Annotated in this window: 16 protein-coding genes, 1 tRNA gene and 1 pseudogene; 9 read left to right on the forward strand and 9 right to left on the reverse strand. The window is 61.1% G+C overall.

Features of this window, described 5'->3' with window-relative positions; all coding sequences use genetic code 11:
* Positions 1-52 precede the first annotated feature (52 nt).
* From queD to J3P82_RS08875, 4 genes are all read right to left on the reverse strand, one after another.
* Complete coding sequence (gene queD, locus J3P82_RS08860; protein WP_003203918.1) at positions 53-409, reverse strand: 6-carboxytetrahydropterin synthase QueD; 357 nt, start codon at positions 407-409, stop codon at positions 53-55.
* A gap of 108 nt (positions 410-517) precedes the next feature.
* Positions 518-805: a type II toxin-antitoxin system RelE family toxin gene (locus J3P82_RS08865; RefSeq protein ID WP_434562338.1), complete on the reverse strand. Its 288-nt coding sequence runs from the start codon at positions 803-805 to the stop codon at positions 518-520.
* Entirely contained in the window at positions 795-1,082 is a 288-nt protein-coding gene (locus J3P82_RS08870) for a type II toxin-antitoxin system Phd/YefM family antitoxin (protein ID WP_434562340.1), read from the reverse strand. Before J3P82_RS08870 ends, J3P82_RS08865 begins: the two co-directional genes overlap by 11 nt.
* A 119-nt stretch (positions 1,083-1,201) precedes the next feature.
* Positions 1,202-2,281, reverse strand: coding sequence for a patatin-like phospholipase family protein (locus J3P82_RS08875; RefSeq protein WP_434562342.1), 1,080 nt, complete (start codon positions 2,279-2,281; stop codon positions 1,202-1,204).
* A gap of 141 nt (positions 2,282-2,422) precedes the next feature.
* Here J3P82_RS08875 and J3P82_RS08880 point away from each other — a divergent pair, with 141 nt between their 5' ends.
* From J3P82_RS08880 to J3P82_RS08905, 6 genes are all read left to right on the forward strand, one after another.
* Positions 2,423-2,731, forward strand: a complete 309-nt coding sequence (locus J3P82_RS08880) for a PepSY domain-containing protein (protein WP_434562344.1) — start codon at positions 2,423-2,425, stop codon at positions 2,729-2,731.
* On the forward strand, positions 2,731-3,042 hold the full coding sequence (locus J3P82_RS08885) for a PepSY domain-containing protein (RefSeq protein WP_434562346.1): 312 nt from the start codon (positions 2,731-2,733) through the stop codon (positions 3,040-3,042). Before J3P82_RS08880 ends, J3P82_RS08885 begins: the two co-directional genes overlap by 1 nt.
* Entirely contained in the window at positions 3,042-3,710 is a 669-nt protein-coding gene (locus J3P82_RS08890; RefSeq protein ID WP_434562348.1) for a response regulator transcription factor, read from the forward strand. The genes J3P82_RS08885 and J3P82_RS08890 overlap by 1 nt, the downstream gene beginning before the upstream one ends.
* Entirely contained in the window at positions 3,707-5,020 is a 1,314-nt protein-coding gene (locus J3P82_RS08895; protein ID WP_434562350.1) for an ATP-binding protein, read from the forward strand. Before J3P82_RS08890 ends, J3P82_RS08895 begins: the two co-directional genes overlap by 4 nt.
* A 164-nt stretch (positions 5,021-5,184) precedes the next feature.
* Complete coding sequence (locus tag J3P82_RS08900) at positions 5,185-6,501, forward strand: Na+/H+ antiporter family protein (protein WP_434563756.1); 1,317 nt, start codon at positions 5,185-5,187, stop codon at positions 6,499-6,501.
* A 168-nt stretch (positions 6,502-6,669) separates the two neighbouring features.
* Entirely contained in the window at positions 6,670-8,349 is a 1,680-nt protein-coding gene (locus tag J3P82_RS08905) for a methyl-accepting chemotaxis protein (RefSeq protein WP_434562352.1), read from the forward strand.
* A 233-nt stretch (positions 8,350-8,582) separates the two neighbouring features.
* Here J3P82_RS08905 and J3P82_RS08910 read toward each other — a convergent pair.
* Positions 8,583-8,753 (reverse strand): annotated as a pseudogene (locus J3P82_RS08910) (U32 family peptidase); the annotation flags it as partial.
* Positions 8,754-8,898: 145 nt separating this feature from the next.
* On the opposite strand from J3P82_RS08910, the gene J3P82_RS08915 reads away from it, so the two are divergent.
* Positions 8,899-9,960, forward strand: coding sequence for an AI-2E family transporter (locus tag J3P82_RS08915; RefSeq protein WP_434562354.1), 1,062 nt, complete (start codon positions 8,899-8,901; stop codon positions 9,958-9,960).
* Here the strand turns inward: J3P82_RS08915 and J3P82_RS08920 are convergent.
* The 3 genes from J3P82_RS08920 to J3P82_RS08930 form a co-directional block, all read right to left on the reverse strand.
* Positions 9,957-10,139: a hypothetical protein gene (locus J3P82_RS08920; protein ID WP_434562356.1), complete on the reverse strand. Its 183-nt coding sequence runs from the start codon at positions 10,137-10,139 to the stop codon at positions 9,957-9,959. The two genes, J3P82_RS08915 and J3P82_RS08920, sit on opposite strands and share 4 nt — an antisense overlap.
* Positions 10,140-10,227: 88 nt before the next feature.
* Positions 10,228-10,422 (reverse strand): hypothetical protein, encoded by a 195-nt coding sequence (locus J3P82_RS08925; protein ID WP_186614871.1) that lies wholly within the window; start codon positions 10,420-10,422, stop codon positions 10,228-10,230.
* Between the two features lie 248 nt (positions 10,423-10,670).
* Positions 10,671-10,746, reverse strand: a tRNA-Asn gene (locus J3P82_RS08930).
* Between the two features lie 236 nt (positions 10,747-10,982).
* Here J3P82_RS08930 and J3P82_RS08935 point away from each other — a divergent pair.
* On the forward strand, positions 10,983-11,210 hold the full coding sequence (locus J3P82_RS08935) for a hypothetical protein (RefSeq protein ID WP_434562358.1): 228 nt from the start codon (positions 10,983-10,985) through the stop codon (positions 11,208-11,210).
* A gap of 229 nt (positions 11,211-11,439) precedes the next feature.
* Here J3P82_RS08935 and J3P82_RS08940 read toward each other — a convergent pair whose 3' ends face one another.
* Positions 11,440-12,636: an amino acid aminotransferase gene (locus J3P82_RS08940; protein ID WP_434562360.1), complete on the reverse strand. Its 1,197-nt coding sequence runs from the start codon at positions 12,634-12,636 to the stop codon at positions 11,440-11,442.
* A gap of 331 nt (positions 12,637-12,967) precedes the next feature.
* Here J3P82_RS08940 and uvrB point away from each other — a divergent pair, with 331 nt between their 5' ends.
* Positions 12,968-14,983 carry an excinuclease ABC subunit UvrB gene (uvrB, locus tag J3P82_RS08945; RefSeq protein WP_434562362.1) on the forward strand — a complete coding sequence of 672 codons (2,016 nt, stop codon included), beginning with the start codon at positions 12,968-12,970 and terminating at the stop codon, positions 14,981-14,983.
* Positions 14,984-15,080 lie beyond the last annotated feature (97 nt).

Below are 15,080 nucleotides of genomic sequence, written 5' to 3' on the forward strand. Positions count from 1 at the left end.
CACAAAACCCTGACGTGAGTCTGCCAACAACAACCTGTGTGAGGGGACTTGTCTACTCGCCGTGATAGATGCAACCGCTGGTGCAGGTCTCGTGGATACGAATGGCGCTGAGTTCCGGCAGCAACGGCTTCAACTCGTTCCAGATCCACTTGGCCAAGACTTCGCTGGTGGGGTTTTCCAGGCCTGGGATGTCATTAAGGTAGTTGTGGTCCAGGCGCTCGTAGAGCGGCTTGAAGATCGCCTTGATTTCCGAGAAGTCGCGAATCCAGCCGGTGTGCGGATCGATGTCGCCACTGAGGTGGATCGCCACCTTGAACGAGTGACCATGAAGGCGACCGCACTTGTGGCCATCCGGCACGTGAGGCAGGCGGTGGGCGGATTCGAATGTAAATTCCTTGAAGATTTCCACAGATTTGGCTCTTTGAATGGGCGGGCGCGAGGCAGGCGGCGCAGTTTATCAGTTTGATCCAGGTGTTGCGCGAGCGTGCTGACTAAAGGGTCAGCAAACGCACCTGTCTTAGCGGGTCTTGGCCGAATCGTAGACGCTGCTGCGCTCGCGCTTACCGACTGCTATGACCAGAATGACAATTCGCTCATCTTCGATGCGATATACCAGTCGATAGCCAGCGCCGCGCAATTTGATCTTGTAGCAGTCTTTCATTCCATGAAGGGCGTCGCCCGGCACGCGGGGGTGCCCTTGCCGTTCCTGAAGTTTTTTCAAAAACTGTAAACGGACGACACCGTCCAGTTTCTTAAGCTCTTTGAGTGCCTTCGGGTTCCATTCGACAGCATAATCAGTGCCCATTGGCGATAGCAGCCTCAGCCTCGCCAATGAGATCGTCCATCGACACGCGCACGGGCGTGTCGTTGGCCTCAAGCCGGGCCTTCACCACCTGGGCCAGCTCCAACTCATCCAGGCGCTCGATCATTGCTTCGTAGACGCTTGCCGGCACCATGTAGCCCATCACGCGATTATGGTTCAACACGGCCACTGGCGAACCGTTAGCACCGTTGAGGACGGCGGACGGATTTTTTTTCAGTTCCGATACGCTGACGGCCACATCAGCCAAGACGATTTGCATGGGTAGGCTCCTATAATGGACTTTATTCTGGTCTTTTTTGGGTCGTCCAGGCAAGCGCAGCTCATCGCAACATCCGACTCTAGGCGCCCACGTACCTCTGTGTTGCGCGAGCGTGCTGACTAAAGGGTCAGCAAACGTTCGCCCAATCCACCATTGGCGGTCAGCTCGAGGAATTCGTCACCCAGCCGGCGGCTTTCGTCCATCGCTGTGCTCCAGTATTTGCGGCGGCTCGCGTCATCGCCCATGAAACGCTTGAAGTCGTTGCGGTCCGGCAGTTTGCCGAACGGCAGGCGGGACAGGTATTCGCGCGACGGCGCCAGCAGCAACACGTCCTGCAGGCGCTCGATGTTGCCGCGACGCCACGGCAGGCCCTTGTCGAACCAGCCGGGGATGACCCGATCGGTAAAGTGCGGATACAGGACGATGTCCTCGCCGCTGTAGGGCAGGTCGAGGTGGTAATCCAACAACCCGCCATCGCGGTAGGTCCCGGCACCGGCGCCAGGCAAGTCGCGCACGCCTTCCATCACCATCGGGATCGAGCCCGACGCCAGCAACGCCTGGCGCAGGTTGCCGGCCACCAGCGGCACGAAGCGCGACGGGAAGTCGGTCAGCGGATGCAGCGGTGGCGCCAGGCGGGGATCGTGCACGATCAGCCGTTCGAAATGCCGGGACAGCCGCGCCCGGCCGCGCAGGTTGTCGGCAATCACCGACGACAGGCCCAGACCCAGCCGTGCGCGGTGATCCAGTGCCAGGCTGCCGTGGCTCTTGACCACCATGATGTTGAGCCGGTAATGCGGGTTGTCGAGAATGCTCAGGTCGCGACCGTCAAGCAAGTCATCGAGCATGCGTTGCGAACTCTGGCTGACCCCAGCCATGGTCACGCCTTTGGCAAAGCTCTGTTCGTTGTACAAGCTACCCAGGCGGCGGATTCCTTCTGCAGCGTCCGGCAGGCAGGCGCTAGCAAAGCGCCATGAACCCACCGAAGCGCCGATCAACGAACGCTCTCGCGGGGCGGCGGGCAGCCATTCGCCGAACAATGCCAAGTCAAGCCCCTGGATACCCAAGGCCTTCGGACCACCGGCGGCGCCCGGAAGGATGCCGACGTCGGCGGGCTTGAGGCCGGCCTGGCGGATGCGCAGGAAGGCGCGAGGGCCGGCCTTGAGCGTGAGGGCAGGGTACTTGATGTGAATGGCGGTCATACCGATCTCGAATACAGGCAAGCGGGTGATTATAACGACACACCTCGCAGATTTGGCTTGGGTCCAATGATGGCAATTCAGTTTCAGTTAAGTTCCTGCCGATACAGTTGTCCGGTGGAGATTATAAGAAGGAGATAACCCGTGAACCGTCTGACTGCCTTTTCCATCGTGACGCTTCTGGTGATCAGTACCGGGCTGGCTCAAGCGCGAGACCTCAGCGCCGCCGAAGCCCAAAACCTGTTGGACGCTGGTACCATCCAGCCTTTCGAAAAACTCAACGCCGCCGCCCTGGCCGAACACCCTGGCGCCACCCTGACCGATACCGAGCTGGAGGAAGAGTATGGCAAGTATCGTTACAAGGTGGACCTGCGGGATGCCAAGGGCATCGAGTGGGACCTGGAACTCGACGCCGTCACCGGCAAGGTGCTCAAGAATCATCAGGATACGTAATGAAGTTTAATCAACGCACCCGGGGCCGCTGGGCGCTGGTGCTGCTGACATTCTGTTCGCTGGCCGTGGCGCGGGACCTGGATCAGGACGAAGCCTTGCAATTGCGCCAGCAGGGCGTGATCTTGCCGCTTGAGCAACTGCTGCAGCAGGCGCTGGACCGGCATCCGGGCGCGAAACTGTTGGAGGCCGAGCTGGAAGAAAAACACGGCGTCTACATTTATGAAGTCGAGTTGCTGGACACCGATGGCGTTGTGCGCGAATTGGACCTGGAGGCCGCGACCGGCCGTTTACTCAAAGATAAGGAAGACTGATGCGCCTGCTTTTGGTGGAGGATCACGTTCCCCTGGCCGACGAACTGATGGCCGGGCTTGCCCGACAGGGCTACGCCGTCGATTGGCTCGCCGATGGTCGCGACGCGATTTACCAGGGCAGTAGCGAGCCCTATGACCTGATTATCCTCGACCTTGGCCTGCCAGGGGTGCCCGGGCTTGAGGTCCTGGCCCAATGGCGTGCCGCAGGCTTGACCGCCCCGGTGTTGATTCTCACCGCCCGCGGATCCTGGGCGGAGCGTATCGAAGGGCTCAAGGCCGGCGCCGATGACTACTTGACCAAGCCGTTCCATCCCGAGGAGCTGCACCTGCGGATCCAGGCGCTGTTGCGTCGATCCCACGGCCAGGCGAACCAACCGACGCTCCAGGCGGCTGGGCTGCACCTGGACGAAGGCCGGCAGTGCGTGATTCGTGACGGCGCGGAAATCCAGCTGACCGCCGCCGAGTTTCGCTTGTTGCGCTATTTCATGCTCCACCCCGAGCAGATCCTTTCCAAAAGCCATCTCGCCGAGCACTTGTACGACGGTGAGACCGAGCGAGATTCCAATGTGCTGGAGGTCCACGTCAATCACCTGCGGCGCAAATTGGGGCGCAGCGTGATCGAAACCCGTCGCGGCCAGGGGTACCTGTTCGGCGGGCAGGCGCAGTGAGATCCATCCAGCGGCGCTTGAGCCTGGGCTTGATCGGCGTGATGGTCGTGGTCGGCCTGGTCCTGGCGCAGACCAGCCTGTGGCTGTTCGAACTGGGTTTGCAGCGCTACCTGGAAGCGGGATTACGTAACGACAGCGAGAATCTGCTGGTGGCGCTGGTCCGGGGTCCGCAAGGTTTGCAACTGGACGAGCGACGTTTGTCTCCGGCTTATCTTCGGCCCTTTTCCGGGCATTACTTCCGCATCGATTTTGCCGACACGCATTGGCGCTCCCGCTCCCTATGGGACCAGGAGCTGCCGCGGCTCGATCATCCGGGGCTGCACAGCAATCTGCAGCTGGGGCCCGAGGGCCAGAAACTGCTGGTGCTGCGCACCGACTATCGGCGCCTGGGCCAGGCGATTTCCATCAGCGTGGCCCAGGACTACACGCCGGTCCGTGACAGCTTCCTGCGGATGCAGCAGATTGGCGTTGGCCTCGGCTTGGCGGGTTTGCTGCTGATCCTGTTGTTGCAGCGCTTCACCGTGCACCGCGCCCTGCGTCCTTTAGAGAAGGCCCGGGAACAGATTGCCCAATTGCAGCGCGGGCAGCGCTCGCAACTCGACGAACAAGTGCCCAGGGAACTGGAGCCGCTGGTGGCGCAGATCAACCATTTGCTGGCCCATACCGAGGACAGCCTCAAGCGTTCACGCAACGCCCTCGGTAACCTGGGCCATGCCTTGAAGACGCCGTTGGCGGTGCTGCAAAGCCTGGCGTCGAACGAGAAGCTCGATCCGTATCCCGAGTTGCGCAAGCTGCTGCTGGAACAACTTGAGCAGGTTCGCCAGCGCCTGAACCGCGAACTCAACCGCGCCCGGCTGTCCGGCGATGCCTTGCCCGGCGCGCACCTGGATTGCGACGCCGAACTGCCGGGGCTGCTGGCGACCCTGAACATGATCCATGGCGAGCATCTGCACCTGGCTTACATCGCACCGCCCGGCTTGCACCTGCCTTGGGATCGCGAAGACCTGCTGGAGTTGTTGGGCAATCTGCTGGACAACGCCTGCAAATGGGCCGACGCCGAAGTGCGCCTGAGCGTGATCGAAACGGCCGAGGGCTTTAGCCTGCTGGTGGAAGACGACGGTCCCGGTATCCCCGAGGATCGCCGCGACCAGGTCTTCAGCCGCGGCACGCGCCTGGATGAGCAGACCGACGGCCATGGCCTGGGACTGGGCATCGTGCGCGACATCGTTGATACCTGGGGCGGCACGCTGGCGTTGGGCGACAGCGAGTGGGGCGGGTTGAAGGTCGTGATCCAACTGCCTCGGCGTTGATCCGGGTGCAGGGCGCCTTTGTGTGAACAAGCAAGCCCGCACACGGGACATCTGGAATGAATGCAAAACCCGCCGCATGACCCTTGCAGCTTGCCGCCGCTTGCTGCAAAGTCGCGACCTTTTTGTCCGGTGGCTTTCCATCGCTGTGCTCTGAGGTAACGATGATAAATGCAGTAATTGCCGCGGTTGGCGTCATGCTGGTGCTCAGCCTGTCCCGCGTGCATGTGGTGATCGCGCTGATCGTGGGCGCACTGGTGGGCGGCTTGATGGGCGGCCTGGGCATCGAGGCGACACTCAAGGCGTTCAATGCCGGCCTTGGCGGCGGCGCGACGGTGGCGTTGTCCTACGCCTTGCTCGGCGCTTTCGCGGTGGCAATCGCCAAGTCAGGCATGGCCCATGCCCTGGCCGACAAAGCCCTGGCTATGGTCGATCGTCAGGACGCCGCGGGCGGTTCGGGCGTCAAGTGGGTATTGATTGGCCTGCTGGGCACCGTTGCGGTCGCTTCCCAGAACATCCTGCCGATCCACATCGCCTTCATTCCGCTGCTGGTGCCGCCACTGCTTTATGTGCTGACCAAGCTGCAACTGGATCGTCGATTGATGGCCTGCGTCATGACCTTCGGCCTGATCACGCCCTACATGTTCCTGCCGGTGGGCTTCGGCAACATCTTCCTCAACGAAATCCTCTTGGCCAATATCGCCCGCAGCGGTGTGGACGTCAGTGGCATCAACGTCACCCACGCCATGGGCATCCCGGCGCTGGGCATGGTGTTTGGCCTGGTGCTGTCGTTTATCACGTATCGGAAGAAACGCGTCTACGACCTGAAGAAAATTGCCAAGGCCGAGCAAGTGGCCGTGCGCTACAACCCGCTGAGCCTGATGGTGGCGGGTCTGGCAATTGCGGCGGCGTTCGCCATTCAATTGTTGTTGGACTCGATGATCATCGGCGCCTTGGCTGGCTTCCTGATTTTCTCGGTATCGGGCGTGGTGCGCTGGCGCGAGACGGACGACCTGTTTACCGAAGGCATGAAAATGATGGCGATGATCGGCTTCATCATGATCGCCGCCTCGGGGTTCGCCGAAGTGATGAAGGCCACCGGCGAAGTGCAGAGCCTGGTGGAAACCTCCGCGGCCTGGATCGGCCACAACAAGGGCGTCGGGGCATTGCTGATGCTGTTGGTGGGCTTGCTGGTGACCATGGGCATCGGCTCATCGTTCTCCACCGTGCCGATCCTGGCGACGATTTTCGTGCCGTTGTGCCTGCAGCTGGGCTTCAGCCCATTGGCGATCGTCTGCATCGTCGGCACCGCCGGTGCCTTGGGCGATGCCGGCTCGCCTGCGTCGGACTCGACCCTCGGCCCGACCTCCGGCCTGAACATCGACGGCCAGCATCACCACATCTGGGACACCGTGGTCCCGACTTTCATCCACTACAACCTGCCGCTGCTGGCGTTCGGTTGGGTGGCGGCGATGGTGTTGTAACTCACGTCGCAGTCCGCTCCTTCGCCAGCAGGCTCGCGAAGGAGCCTCCAAACCCAGCGTCCCGGTTTCTCGCCCGCTCGGCGTACCGTCTCACCTTGTCCTACAGTTTTCCCGCGTAGTGCCGTTAACAGGTCTAACCACGCCATAAAACTTACAAGAGTGAACAGCATGCGCCTGAGCTTGAAGGCTAAAGTCCTGTCCCTGGCAATACTGCCGGTATTGCTGTCCGCGGTGATCATCAGTCTAACCACTGCGTTCATCTTGAAGGAACAGGCCAGCAAAGAAGTCCAGCAGACCCGCGAACGCCTCCTCAGCGAGGCCAAGGCTACGCTGCAGAATTATGTCGCGGTCGGCCTTACCGCCATCAAGCCGCTCTACGACGCCGCCGCACCCGGTGATAACGAAGCGCGCGCCCAGGCAATCAAGCTGCTGTCGAATATCAGCTATGGCAAGGACGGCTACTTCTTCGGCTACGACTCCGAGACCATTCGCCTGTTCAAGGCCAACAGCCCCGATGGCGTGGGCAAGAGTTTCAAGGACAACCGCGACCCGAACGGTGTCTATGTCAACCGTGACCTGGTGAAGGTCGCCAAGGACGGGACGCATTACCTGGAATACAGCTCGCCGCTGCCCGGCAGCAAGGACCTGGTGCCCAAGCTCGGCTACACCGACTACCTGTCCAAATGGGACATGGCGGTCGGCAGTTCGGTCAACCTGGACGGCATCGAAGCCCAGGTGGCGCTGGTGGAAGCCAAGGTCCACGATCGCCTGCAAGGCGTGATCCTGAGTATCGTCGGGATCGCCGCCGTGGTGTTGCTGGTGATCGCGGTGGTGGGCCTGGTGCTCGCCAATACGATCCTGCGTCCTCTGCACTTGATGAAAGCCAACCTCGATGACATCGCAGCGGGCGAGGGCGACCTGACCCGGAGGTTGACCATCACCAGCCAGGACGAACTGGGCCAACTGGCCGGCTCGTTCAACCGCTTCGTCGACAAGATCCACGGCCTGGTAAGGCAGATTACCGACATGACCTCGCAACTGACCGGGCTGGTGACGCAAGTGTCCGAGCAGGCCCAGCGTTCCGAGCAGGCCATGGAGCGCCAGCGCCACGAAACCGACCAGGTCGCCACGGCGATCAACGAGATGTCGTCCGCTGCCCAGGAAGTCGCCCGCAGTGCCCAGGGCGCCGCCGTCGCGGCCCAGCAGACCGACGAAGAAGGCCAGTCTGCCAAACGCGTGGTCGCCGGCAGCATCCAGCAAATTCATGCGCTGGTGAACGATATCCGCAGCAGCGGCGTGTCTTTGGACAGCCTGCAGCAGGACGTGGCGTCGATCGTCAGTGTGCTTGGCGTGATTCGTTCGATCGCCGAGCAGACCAACCTGCTGGCGCTCAACGCTGCTATCGAGGCCGCGCGTGCCGGCGAGGCGGGCCGGGGTTTTGCGGTGGTCGCCGACGAAGTCCGCGCCCTGGCCAGCCGAACCCAGCAAAGCACCCAGGAAATCCAGGGCATGATTGACCGCCTGCAATCGGGTACGCATGCGGCGGTGGAAGCGATGCGTCGTTCCAGTGAGGCCGGCGATGGCACCTCGGAGCGGGCCAACGAGGCGGGCGCCTCCCTCGACACCATGGCGCAGCTGATCGGCACCATCAACTCGATGAACGCCCAGATCGCCAGCGCCGCCGAAGAACAGACCGCGGTGGCCGAGGAAATCAACCGCAGCGTGCATCAGATCGCCGTGGCCGTGGACAGCGTCGCCGACGAAACCCAACTCAGCGCCCAGACCTCCCGCAGCCTGGCCGACCTGGGCCAGCGCTTGGGCAAACTGGTGGGGCAGTTCCGGATCTGACATCGGTGCGGCGGGAGCTGCCGAAGGCTGCGATCTTTCGATCTCGATCCAGATGTTTTCACCCGGGCAACCGGGTCCTATCGGGAAAGAAGGATCGCAGCCTTCGGCAGTTTCTGCCGCAATTACCTTGCATCACCGAGGCGCACATCGCGCATCAACAACCCAAACCGCAAATCCACCGCATCCGGGATCGGCACGTACACCACGTGGCCATCCCCCGGCGCCACGTCGATGGCCTCTTCAATCCCCAGGGCCAGGTTGGCATGGTCGAATTCATTGTTGCGCACCCGCAGGCTATAGCGGGGCTGGCCGGCGTATACCGCGTCGGCGCCGTAGGCAAAGGCGTAGCGCATGTTTTTCAGGGTGCCGGCAGGGGCGAGGAGTTCGGAGGCTACGAGGGGCATGGTGGCGTCGAATCGCAAAAGCGCCGAGGGTACGCCGAGGCCTGCCGGACGGTATTGATCTGGATCAGTGCGGCGCAACAGACGCGACGGCACTCCGGCGAGTCCTGGCTGACTAACGTTTATCTGCCAAGGACATGGAAAGCAAATGAACCGCAAGAATCTCCAAGACAAATCCCAGATGCTGTTGCTGATCCTGGTCAGCATCGCCTTCGTCTGGATCCTGCTGCCGTTCTATGGTGCAGTTTTCTGGGCGGTGATCCTGGGCATCGTCTTCGCGCCGCTGCAGCGGCGCCTGCAACTGAAACTCAATTGGCCGCGTAACCTCACCACGCTGGTTACCCTGACCCTTTGCATGCTCATCGCTATCTTGCCGGTGATCGTCATCAGTACCTTGCTGGTTCAGGAGGGTGCGGCACTCTACAAGAGCCTGGAAAGTGGCGAGCTGGACGTCGCCGATTATCTGGCCCGCTTCAAGGATGCGCTGCCGCCTTATTTTCAACATTTGCTGGACCGTTTTGGCCTGGGCAACTTGAGTGGGCTGCGCGACAAAATCGTCAAGAGCGCGATGCAGGGCAGTGAATTCTTCGCCACCCAGGCGTTCAGTTTCGGCCAGGGCACGTTCCAGTTCCTGGTGAGCTTCTTCGTCATGCTCTATCTGTTGTTCTTTTTCCTGCGCGACGGTCCTGAACTGGTGCGCAAGGTCCGTTCGGCCATTCCCCTGGCGGAGCACCAGAAGCGCCGTCTTCAGCTGAAATTCAACCGGGTCGTCCGGGCGACCGTGAAGGGCAACCTGCTGGTAGCAATCACCCAAGGCGCTTTGGGCGGCTTGATTTTCTGGATCCTCGGCATTCCGACGGTCCTGCCCTGGGCGGTGCTGATGGCATTCCTGTCGCTGTTACCGGCCGTGGGGGCGGGCATCGTCTGGGCTCCGGTTGCGGTGTATTTCCTGTTGGCGGGTTCGATCTGGCAGGGCGTGGTGCTGACGTTGTTCGGCGTATTCGTGATCGGCCTGGTGGACAATTTCCTGCGCCCGATCCTCGTGGGCAAGGACACCAAGATGCCGGACTACATGGTTCTGGTCTCGACCCTGGGCGGCTTGGCGGTGTTCGGGTTGAACGGCTTCGTCATCGGGCCGCTGATTGCGGCATTGTTCATGTCCTGCTGGGCCTTGTTCGTCGAAGGCAAGCCGCGGGTGCAGCTGCCTTAGGCATTCAGCACATAAGGACCGATACGTTGCGACAAAGCCTGGGCGGCGGGTAGCGAAGTCAGCGGGCCGCTGATCGTCACGCCGTCCTGCACCAGATACCAGCAAGCCAACAGACCACGCTCCCTGAGCCGGGCGGGGACGGCACTGCCAATCACAGACATGATTTGAACCTTGGGCATGGGAACCTCCATCAATCGATGGGGTTACCTTACGACTCAACCGGGATGACAGAAAATCAACCGCTTCAATAGTAGGAATCGATGCCGCTCAATCGACGACCAGATCGAGCATGTGCACCACTTCCTGCTCATTGAGCACGCCCTTGCGGACCAGGTTTTCCGCTAGCAGGGAAAGGAACTTGGCGCTGCGGTGGCCTTCCAGGTGCTTGAGTTCGGTCAGCGCGTTGTACACCTTGCTGGAGGTGCAGATTCCAACGATGCGATGGGGATTTTGGGTTGGCATGGCTTCGTCCTTGTTGTTATGAAAGCTGTTCGGCGGACAGCGGCAGTTTGCGGCACTGCCATGACGCTCAGGTGACAGCTCGGTTTTCTGGAAAAAGAAAGCAGGATTCAGACCATAGTGCCTTGTTGGCGCCAAACTATTGTTCCGGTAGCGACCCCAGGCAGGCGGTATGCGGCCACTCCATCGAGACAACGCCCACAAAAAAGCCCCTGGACCTTTCGATCCAGGGGCTTTTTTATGTTGCTATCTGGCTCCACGACCTGGACTCGAACCAGGGACCCAGTGATTAACAGTCACTTGCTCTACCAACTGAGCTATCGCGGAATGGCGCGTATGTTACTGATTGGAAAAGAGAAGTCAAGCATCTATTGCCCGGCGGCACATTCCTTTCGCCTATCGAAGGACCCATCAACGATTGGCAGTTACTGCAATGGCGAGAGAGGGCTACCATGGTTGCCCGGAAGTGGCAGGATGCGCTGCCGGCCATTCGCCGACTTTAAGGTACGCACCATGAACCACCTGTTACCCTCTCACCCAGCCCACCGCGCCGAGGTGTGCCTGTGAGCATCGCCCAGATCAGTTTGCCCAAGGGCGTGGGACCTCACGCCGAGAAACTCTACGACGCCATCACCCAGGCCAGCACCGCCGAGGAACTGAACCGTGCCGGTGGCAAGGCCGAGGGTTTCGTCCTGGGGCTGGAAAGCACCAAGGCCATCAAGAGCCAGGTGGCCGAGTCGTTGTATGTCATCTACGACGATGCGGCGAGCCAGCGGGCGACGGAGCTGTAGCCCCGACAAGTGTCATGCCTGACGCTTTTGTGGCGAGGGAGCTTGCTCCCGCTGGGCTGCGCAGCAGCCCCAAAACAGTCAACTCACTCAGCCTGATGCACCGAGGCGTCTGGCTTCAGGGCCGCTTCGCGCCCCAGCGGGAGCAAGCTCCCTCGCCACGGGTTGTGCATGTGCTTAAAAAAAAACGGGAAGCCCAATGGCTTCCCGTTTTTTCATCCAGCCGAAACCGTCAGATCACCTGAACGATGGCCTTGGTCACCGCATCGATGTTGTTCTGGTTCAGCGCGGCCACGCAGATGCGGCCGGTGTCCAATGCATAGATGCCGAACTCGCTGCGCAGGCGCGTCACTTGTTCAACGGTCAGGCCGGAGTAGGAGAACATCCCGCTCTGGCGTGCGACGAAGCTGAAATCGTGATGCGGTGCGGCCTTGGCCAGCATGTCGACCATCTGGTCACGCATGCCGCGAATGCGCAGACGCATTTCGGCCAGTTCGGCTTCCCACTGCGCCCGCAGATCAGGGCTATTGAGCACGGCGGCGACGATGCTGGCGCCGTGGGTCGGCGGGTTGGAGTAGTTGGTGCGGATCACGCGCTTGACCTGGGACAGCACGCGGGCACTTTCTTCCTTCGATTCGCTGACGATCGACAGGGCGCCGACGCGCTCGCCGTAAAGTGAGAACGACTTGGAGAACGAGCTGGAAGCAAAGAAGGTCAGTCCCGACTCGGCAAACAGGCGCACGGCCGCGGCGTCTTCGTCGATGCCTTCGCCAAAGCCCTGGTAGGCCATGTCCAGGAACGGCACGTGGTTCTTGGCCTTGACCACGGCCAGCACGTTTTTCCAGTCTTCCGGGCTCAGGTCCACGCCAGTCGGGTTGTGGCAGCAGGCGTGCAGCACAACGATCGAGCGATCGGGCAGGGCGGTGAGGTCTTCTAGCAGGCCGCTGCGATTCACGTCGTGAGTGGCGGCATCGTAATAACGGTAGTTCTGCACCGCGAAGCCGGCGGTTTCGAAGAGTGCGCGGTGGTTCTCCCAACTTGGATCGCTGATGGCCACGACTGCGTCAGGCAGCAATTGCTTGAGAAAGTCGGCACCGATCTTCAATGCGCCGGTGCCGCCCACGGCTTGGGTGGTGATGATGCGACCGGAAGCGATGAGCGGGGAGTCCTTGCCAAACAGCAGGGTCTGGACGGCCTGGTCGTAGGCGGCGATGCCATCGATCGGCAGGTAACCCCGGGCAAGGTGTTGAGCCACGCGAGTCGTCTCGGCTTCAACCACGGCGCGCAGCAATGGAATACGCCCCTCTTCGTTGCAATAAACACCCACGCCCAGGTTGACCTTATTGGTACGAGGGTCGGCGTTGAAAGCTTCGTTGAGGCCCAGGATGGGGTCGCGTGGTGCCAATTCGACAGCAGAAAACAGGCTCATTATTGCTCGGCTCTGAATGGAGAGTGAGGGGACGTGTCGCGCTCCAGCCGAATGCACTAGAGCGGTGCACAAACGGGGAGCTAGTATAGAGGCCATCACGGGGCAGGGCGACAGGCTATTCGGTCTTTACCGTAAGTATTTTCGATTTTTTTCGACCGTTAGTCCCTTCTGCGCATCAAAGTCTTCAAAGCGTGTAGGACGTTCGTCTTGAAAGCGAAGGCATTCACCTCCACATTGTATGCATTCCAGCTTTTTCCTCGATCGACGTCAGTCGTTTCGGTCTTTCTCGTTCCTGTCGCCTGGCGACAGGAGTGAACCCAGGGGTTATGTCATGTCTGAATTCCAGCTAGTTACCCGATTCCAGCCGGCCGGCGATCAGCCGGAAGCCATCCGCTTGATGGTCGAAGGCATCGAGGCCGGCCTGGCGCACCAGACGCTGCTGGGTGTGACCGGCTCGGGCAAAACGTTCAGTATTGCCAACGTGATCGCCCAGGTGCAGCGCCCGACCCTGGTGCTCGCTCCGAACAAGACCCTTGCGGCGCAGTTGTATGGCGAGTTCAAGGCATTTTTCCCGAATAACGCGGTGGAGTATTTCGTCTCCTACTACGACTACTACCAGCCCGAGGCCTACGTGCCGTCGTCGGACACCTTCATCGAGAAGGATGCCTCGATCAACGACCACATCGAACAGATGCGGCTATCGGCGACCAAGGCGTTGCTTGAGCGCAAGGACGCGATCATTGTCACCACGGTGTCGTGTATCTATGGCTTGGGCAGCCCGGAAACGTACCTGAAGATGGTGTTGCACGTGGACCGCGGCGACAAACTCGACCAGCGCGCCTTGCTGCGTCGCCTGGCGGACTTGCAATACACGCGCAACGACATGGACTTCGCGCGGGCGACGTTTCGGGTGCGCGGCGACGTGATCGACATCTACCCGGCGGAATCTGACCTGGAAGCGATCCGCATCGAGCTGTTCGATGACGAGGTGGAAAGCATCTCGGCCTTCGACCCGCTGACCGGCGAGGTCATCCGCAAGCTGCCGCGCTTCACGTTCTATCCAAAGAGCCACTATGTGACACCGCGCGAAACCCTGCTGGACGCTATCGAAGGGATCAAGGTGGAGTTGCAGGAGCGCCTGGAGTACCTGCGTTCGAACAATAAGCTGGTGGAAGCCCAGCGCCTGGAGCAGCGGACCCGGTTTGACTTGGAAATGATCCTCGAACTGGGTTACTGCAACGGTATCGAAAACTACTCGCGCTACCTGTCGGGCCGTCCTGCGGGCGCGCCGCCGCCCACGTTGTATGACTACCTGCCGGCCGATGCCTTGTTGGTCATCGACGAATCCCACGTCAGCGTGCCGCAGGTCGGCGCGATGTACAAAGGCGACCGTTCGCGAAAGGAAACCCTAGTGGAATACGGTTTCCGCCTGCCGTCGGCGCTGGATAACCGGCCGATGCGCTTCGACGAATGGGAAAGCGTCAGCCCGCAGACCATTTTCGTCTCGGCCACCCCCGGCAACTACGAAGCCGAGCATGCCGGCCGCGTCATCGAGCAATTGGTCCGGCCGACCGGGCTGGTCGACCCGCAGATTGAAGTGCGCCCGGCGCTGACCCAGGTCGACGATCTGCTCTCGGAAATTACCAAGCGCGTGGCACTGGAAGAGCGAGTGCTGGTTACTACGCTGACCAAGCGCATGTCCGAAGATCTCACCGATTACTTGGCCGACCATGGCGTGCGGGTGCGTTACCTGCACTCGGACATCGACACGGTGGAGCGGGTCGAAATCATTCGCGACCTGCGCCTGGGCACTTTCGACGTGCTGGTCGGCATCAACCTGCTGCGTGAAGGCTTGGACATGCCGGAAGTGTCGCTGGTGGCGATCCTCGATGCCGACAAGGAGGGTTTCCTGCGTTCCGAGCGCTCGTTGATCCAGACCATCGGTCGCGCCGCGCGTAACCTCAACGGTCGCGCAATTCTGTACGCCGATCGCATCACCGGCTCCATGGAGCGGGCCATCGGCGAGACCGAGCGTCGCCGCGACAAGCAGATCGCCTTCAACCTCGCGAACGGCATTACGCCCAAGGGCGTGTTCAAGGACGTCGCCGATATCATGGAAGGCGCCACCGTGCCCGGCTCGCGCAGCAAGAAGCGCAAGGGCATGGCCAAGGCCGCCGAAGAAAGCGCGCGCTACGAGGCCGAACTGCGCTCACCGAGCGAAATCGCCAAGCGTATCCGGCAGCTGGAAGAAAAAATGTACCAACTGGCCCGGGACCTGGAGTTCGAGGCGGCGGCGCAGTTGCGCGATGAGATTGGCAAGTTGCGTGAGCGCTTGCTGACTGTCTGAGTTGGCGACGGCTTCGATGGCCCTGCCGCAAGCGTGCTTGCGGCAGGGCCATCCGGTTTGACGGTTACCGACTCATATCCGCTCTCACTGGAGCCCG

The sequence above is a fragment of the Pseudomonas sp. Z4-20 genome, assembly GCF_051131955.1.
Lineage (GTDB): Bacteria > Pseudomonadota > Gammaproteobacteria > Pseudomonadales > Pseudomonadaceae > Aquipseudomonas > Aquipseudomonas marvdashtae.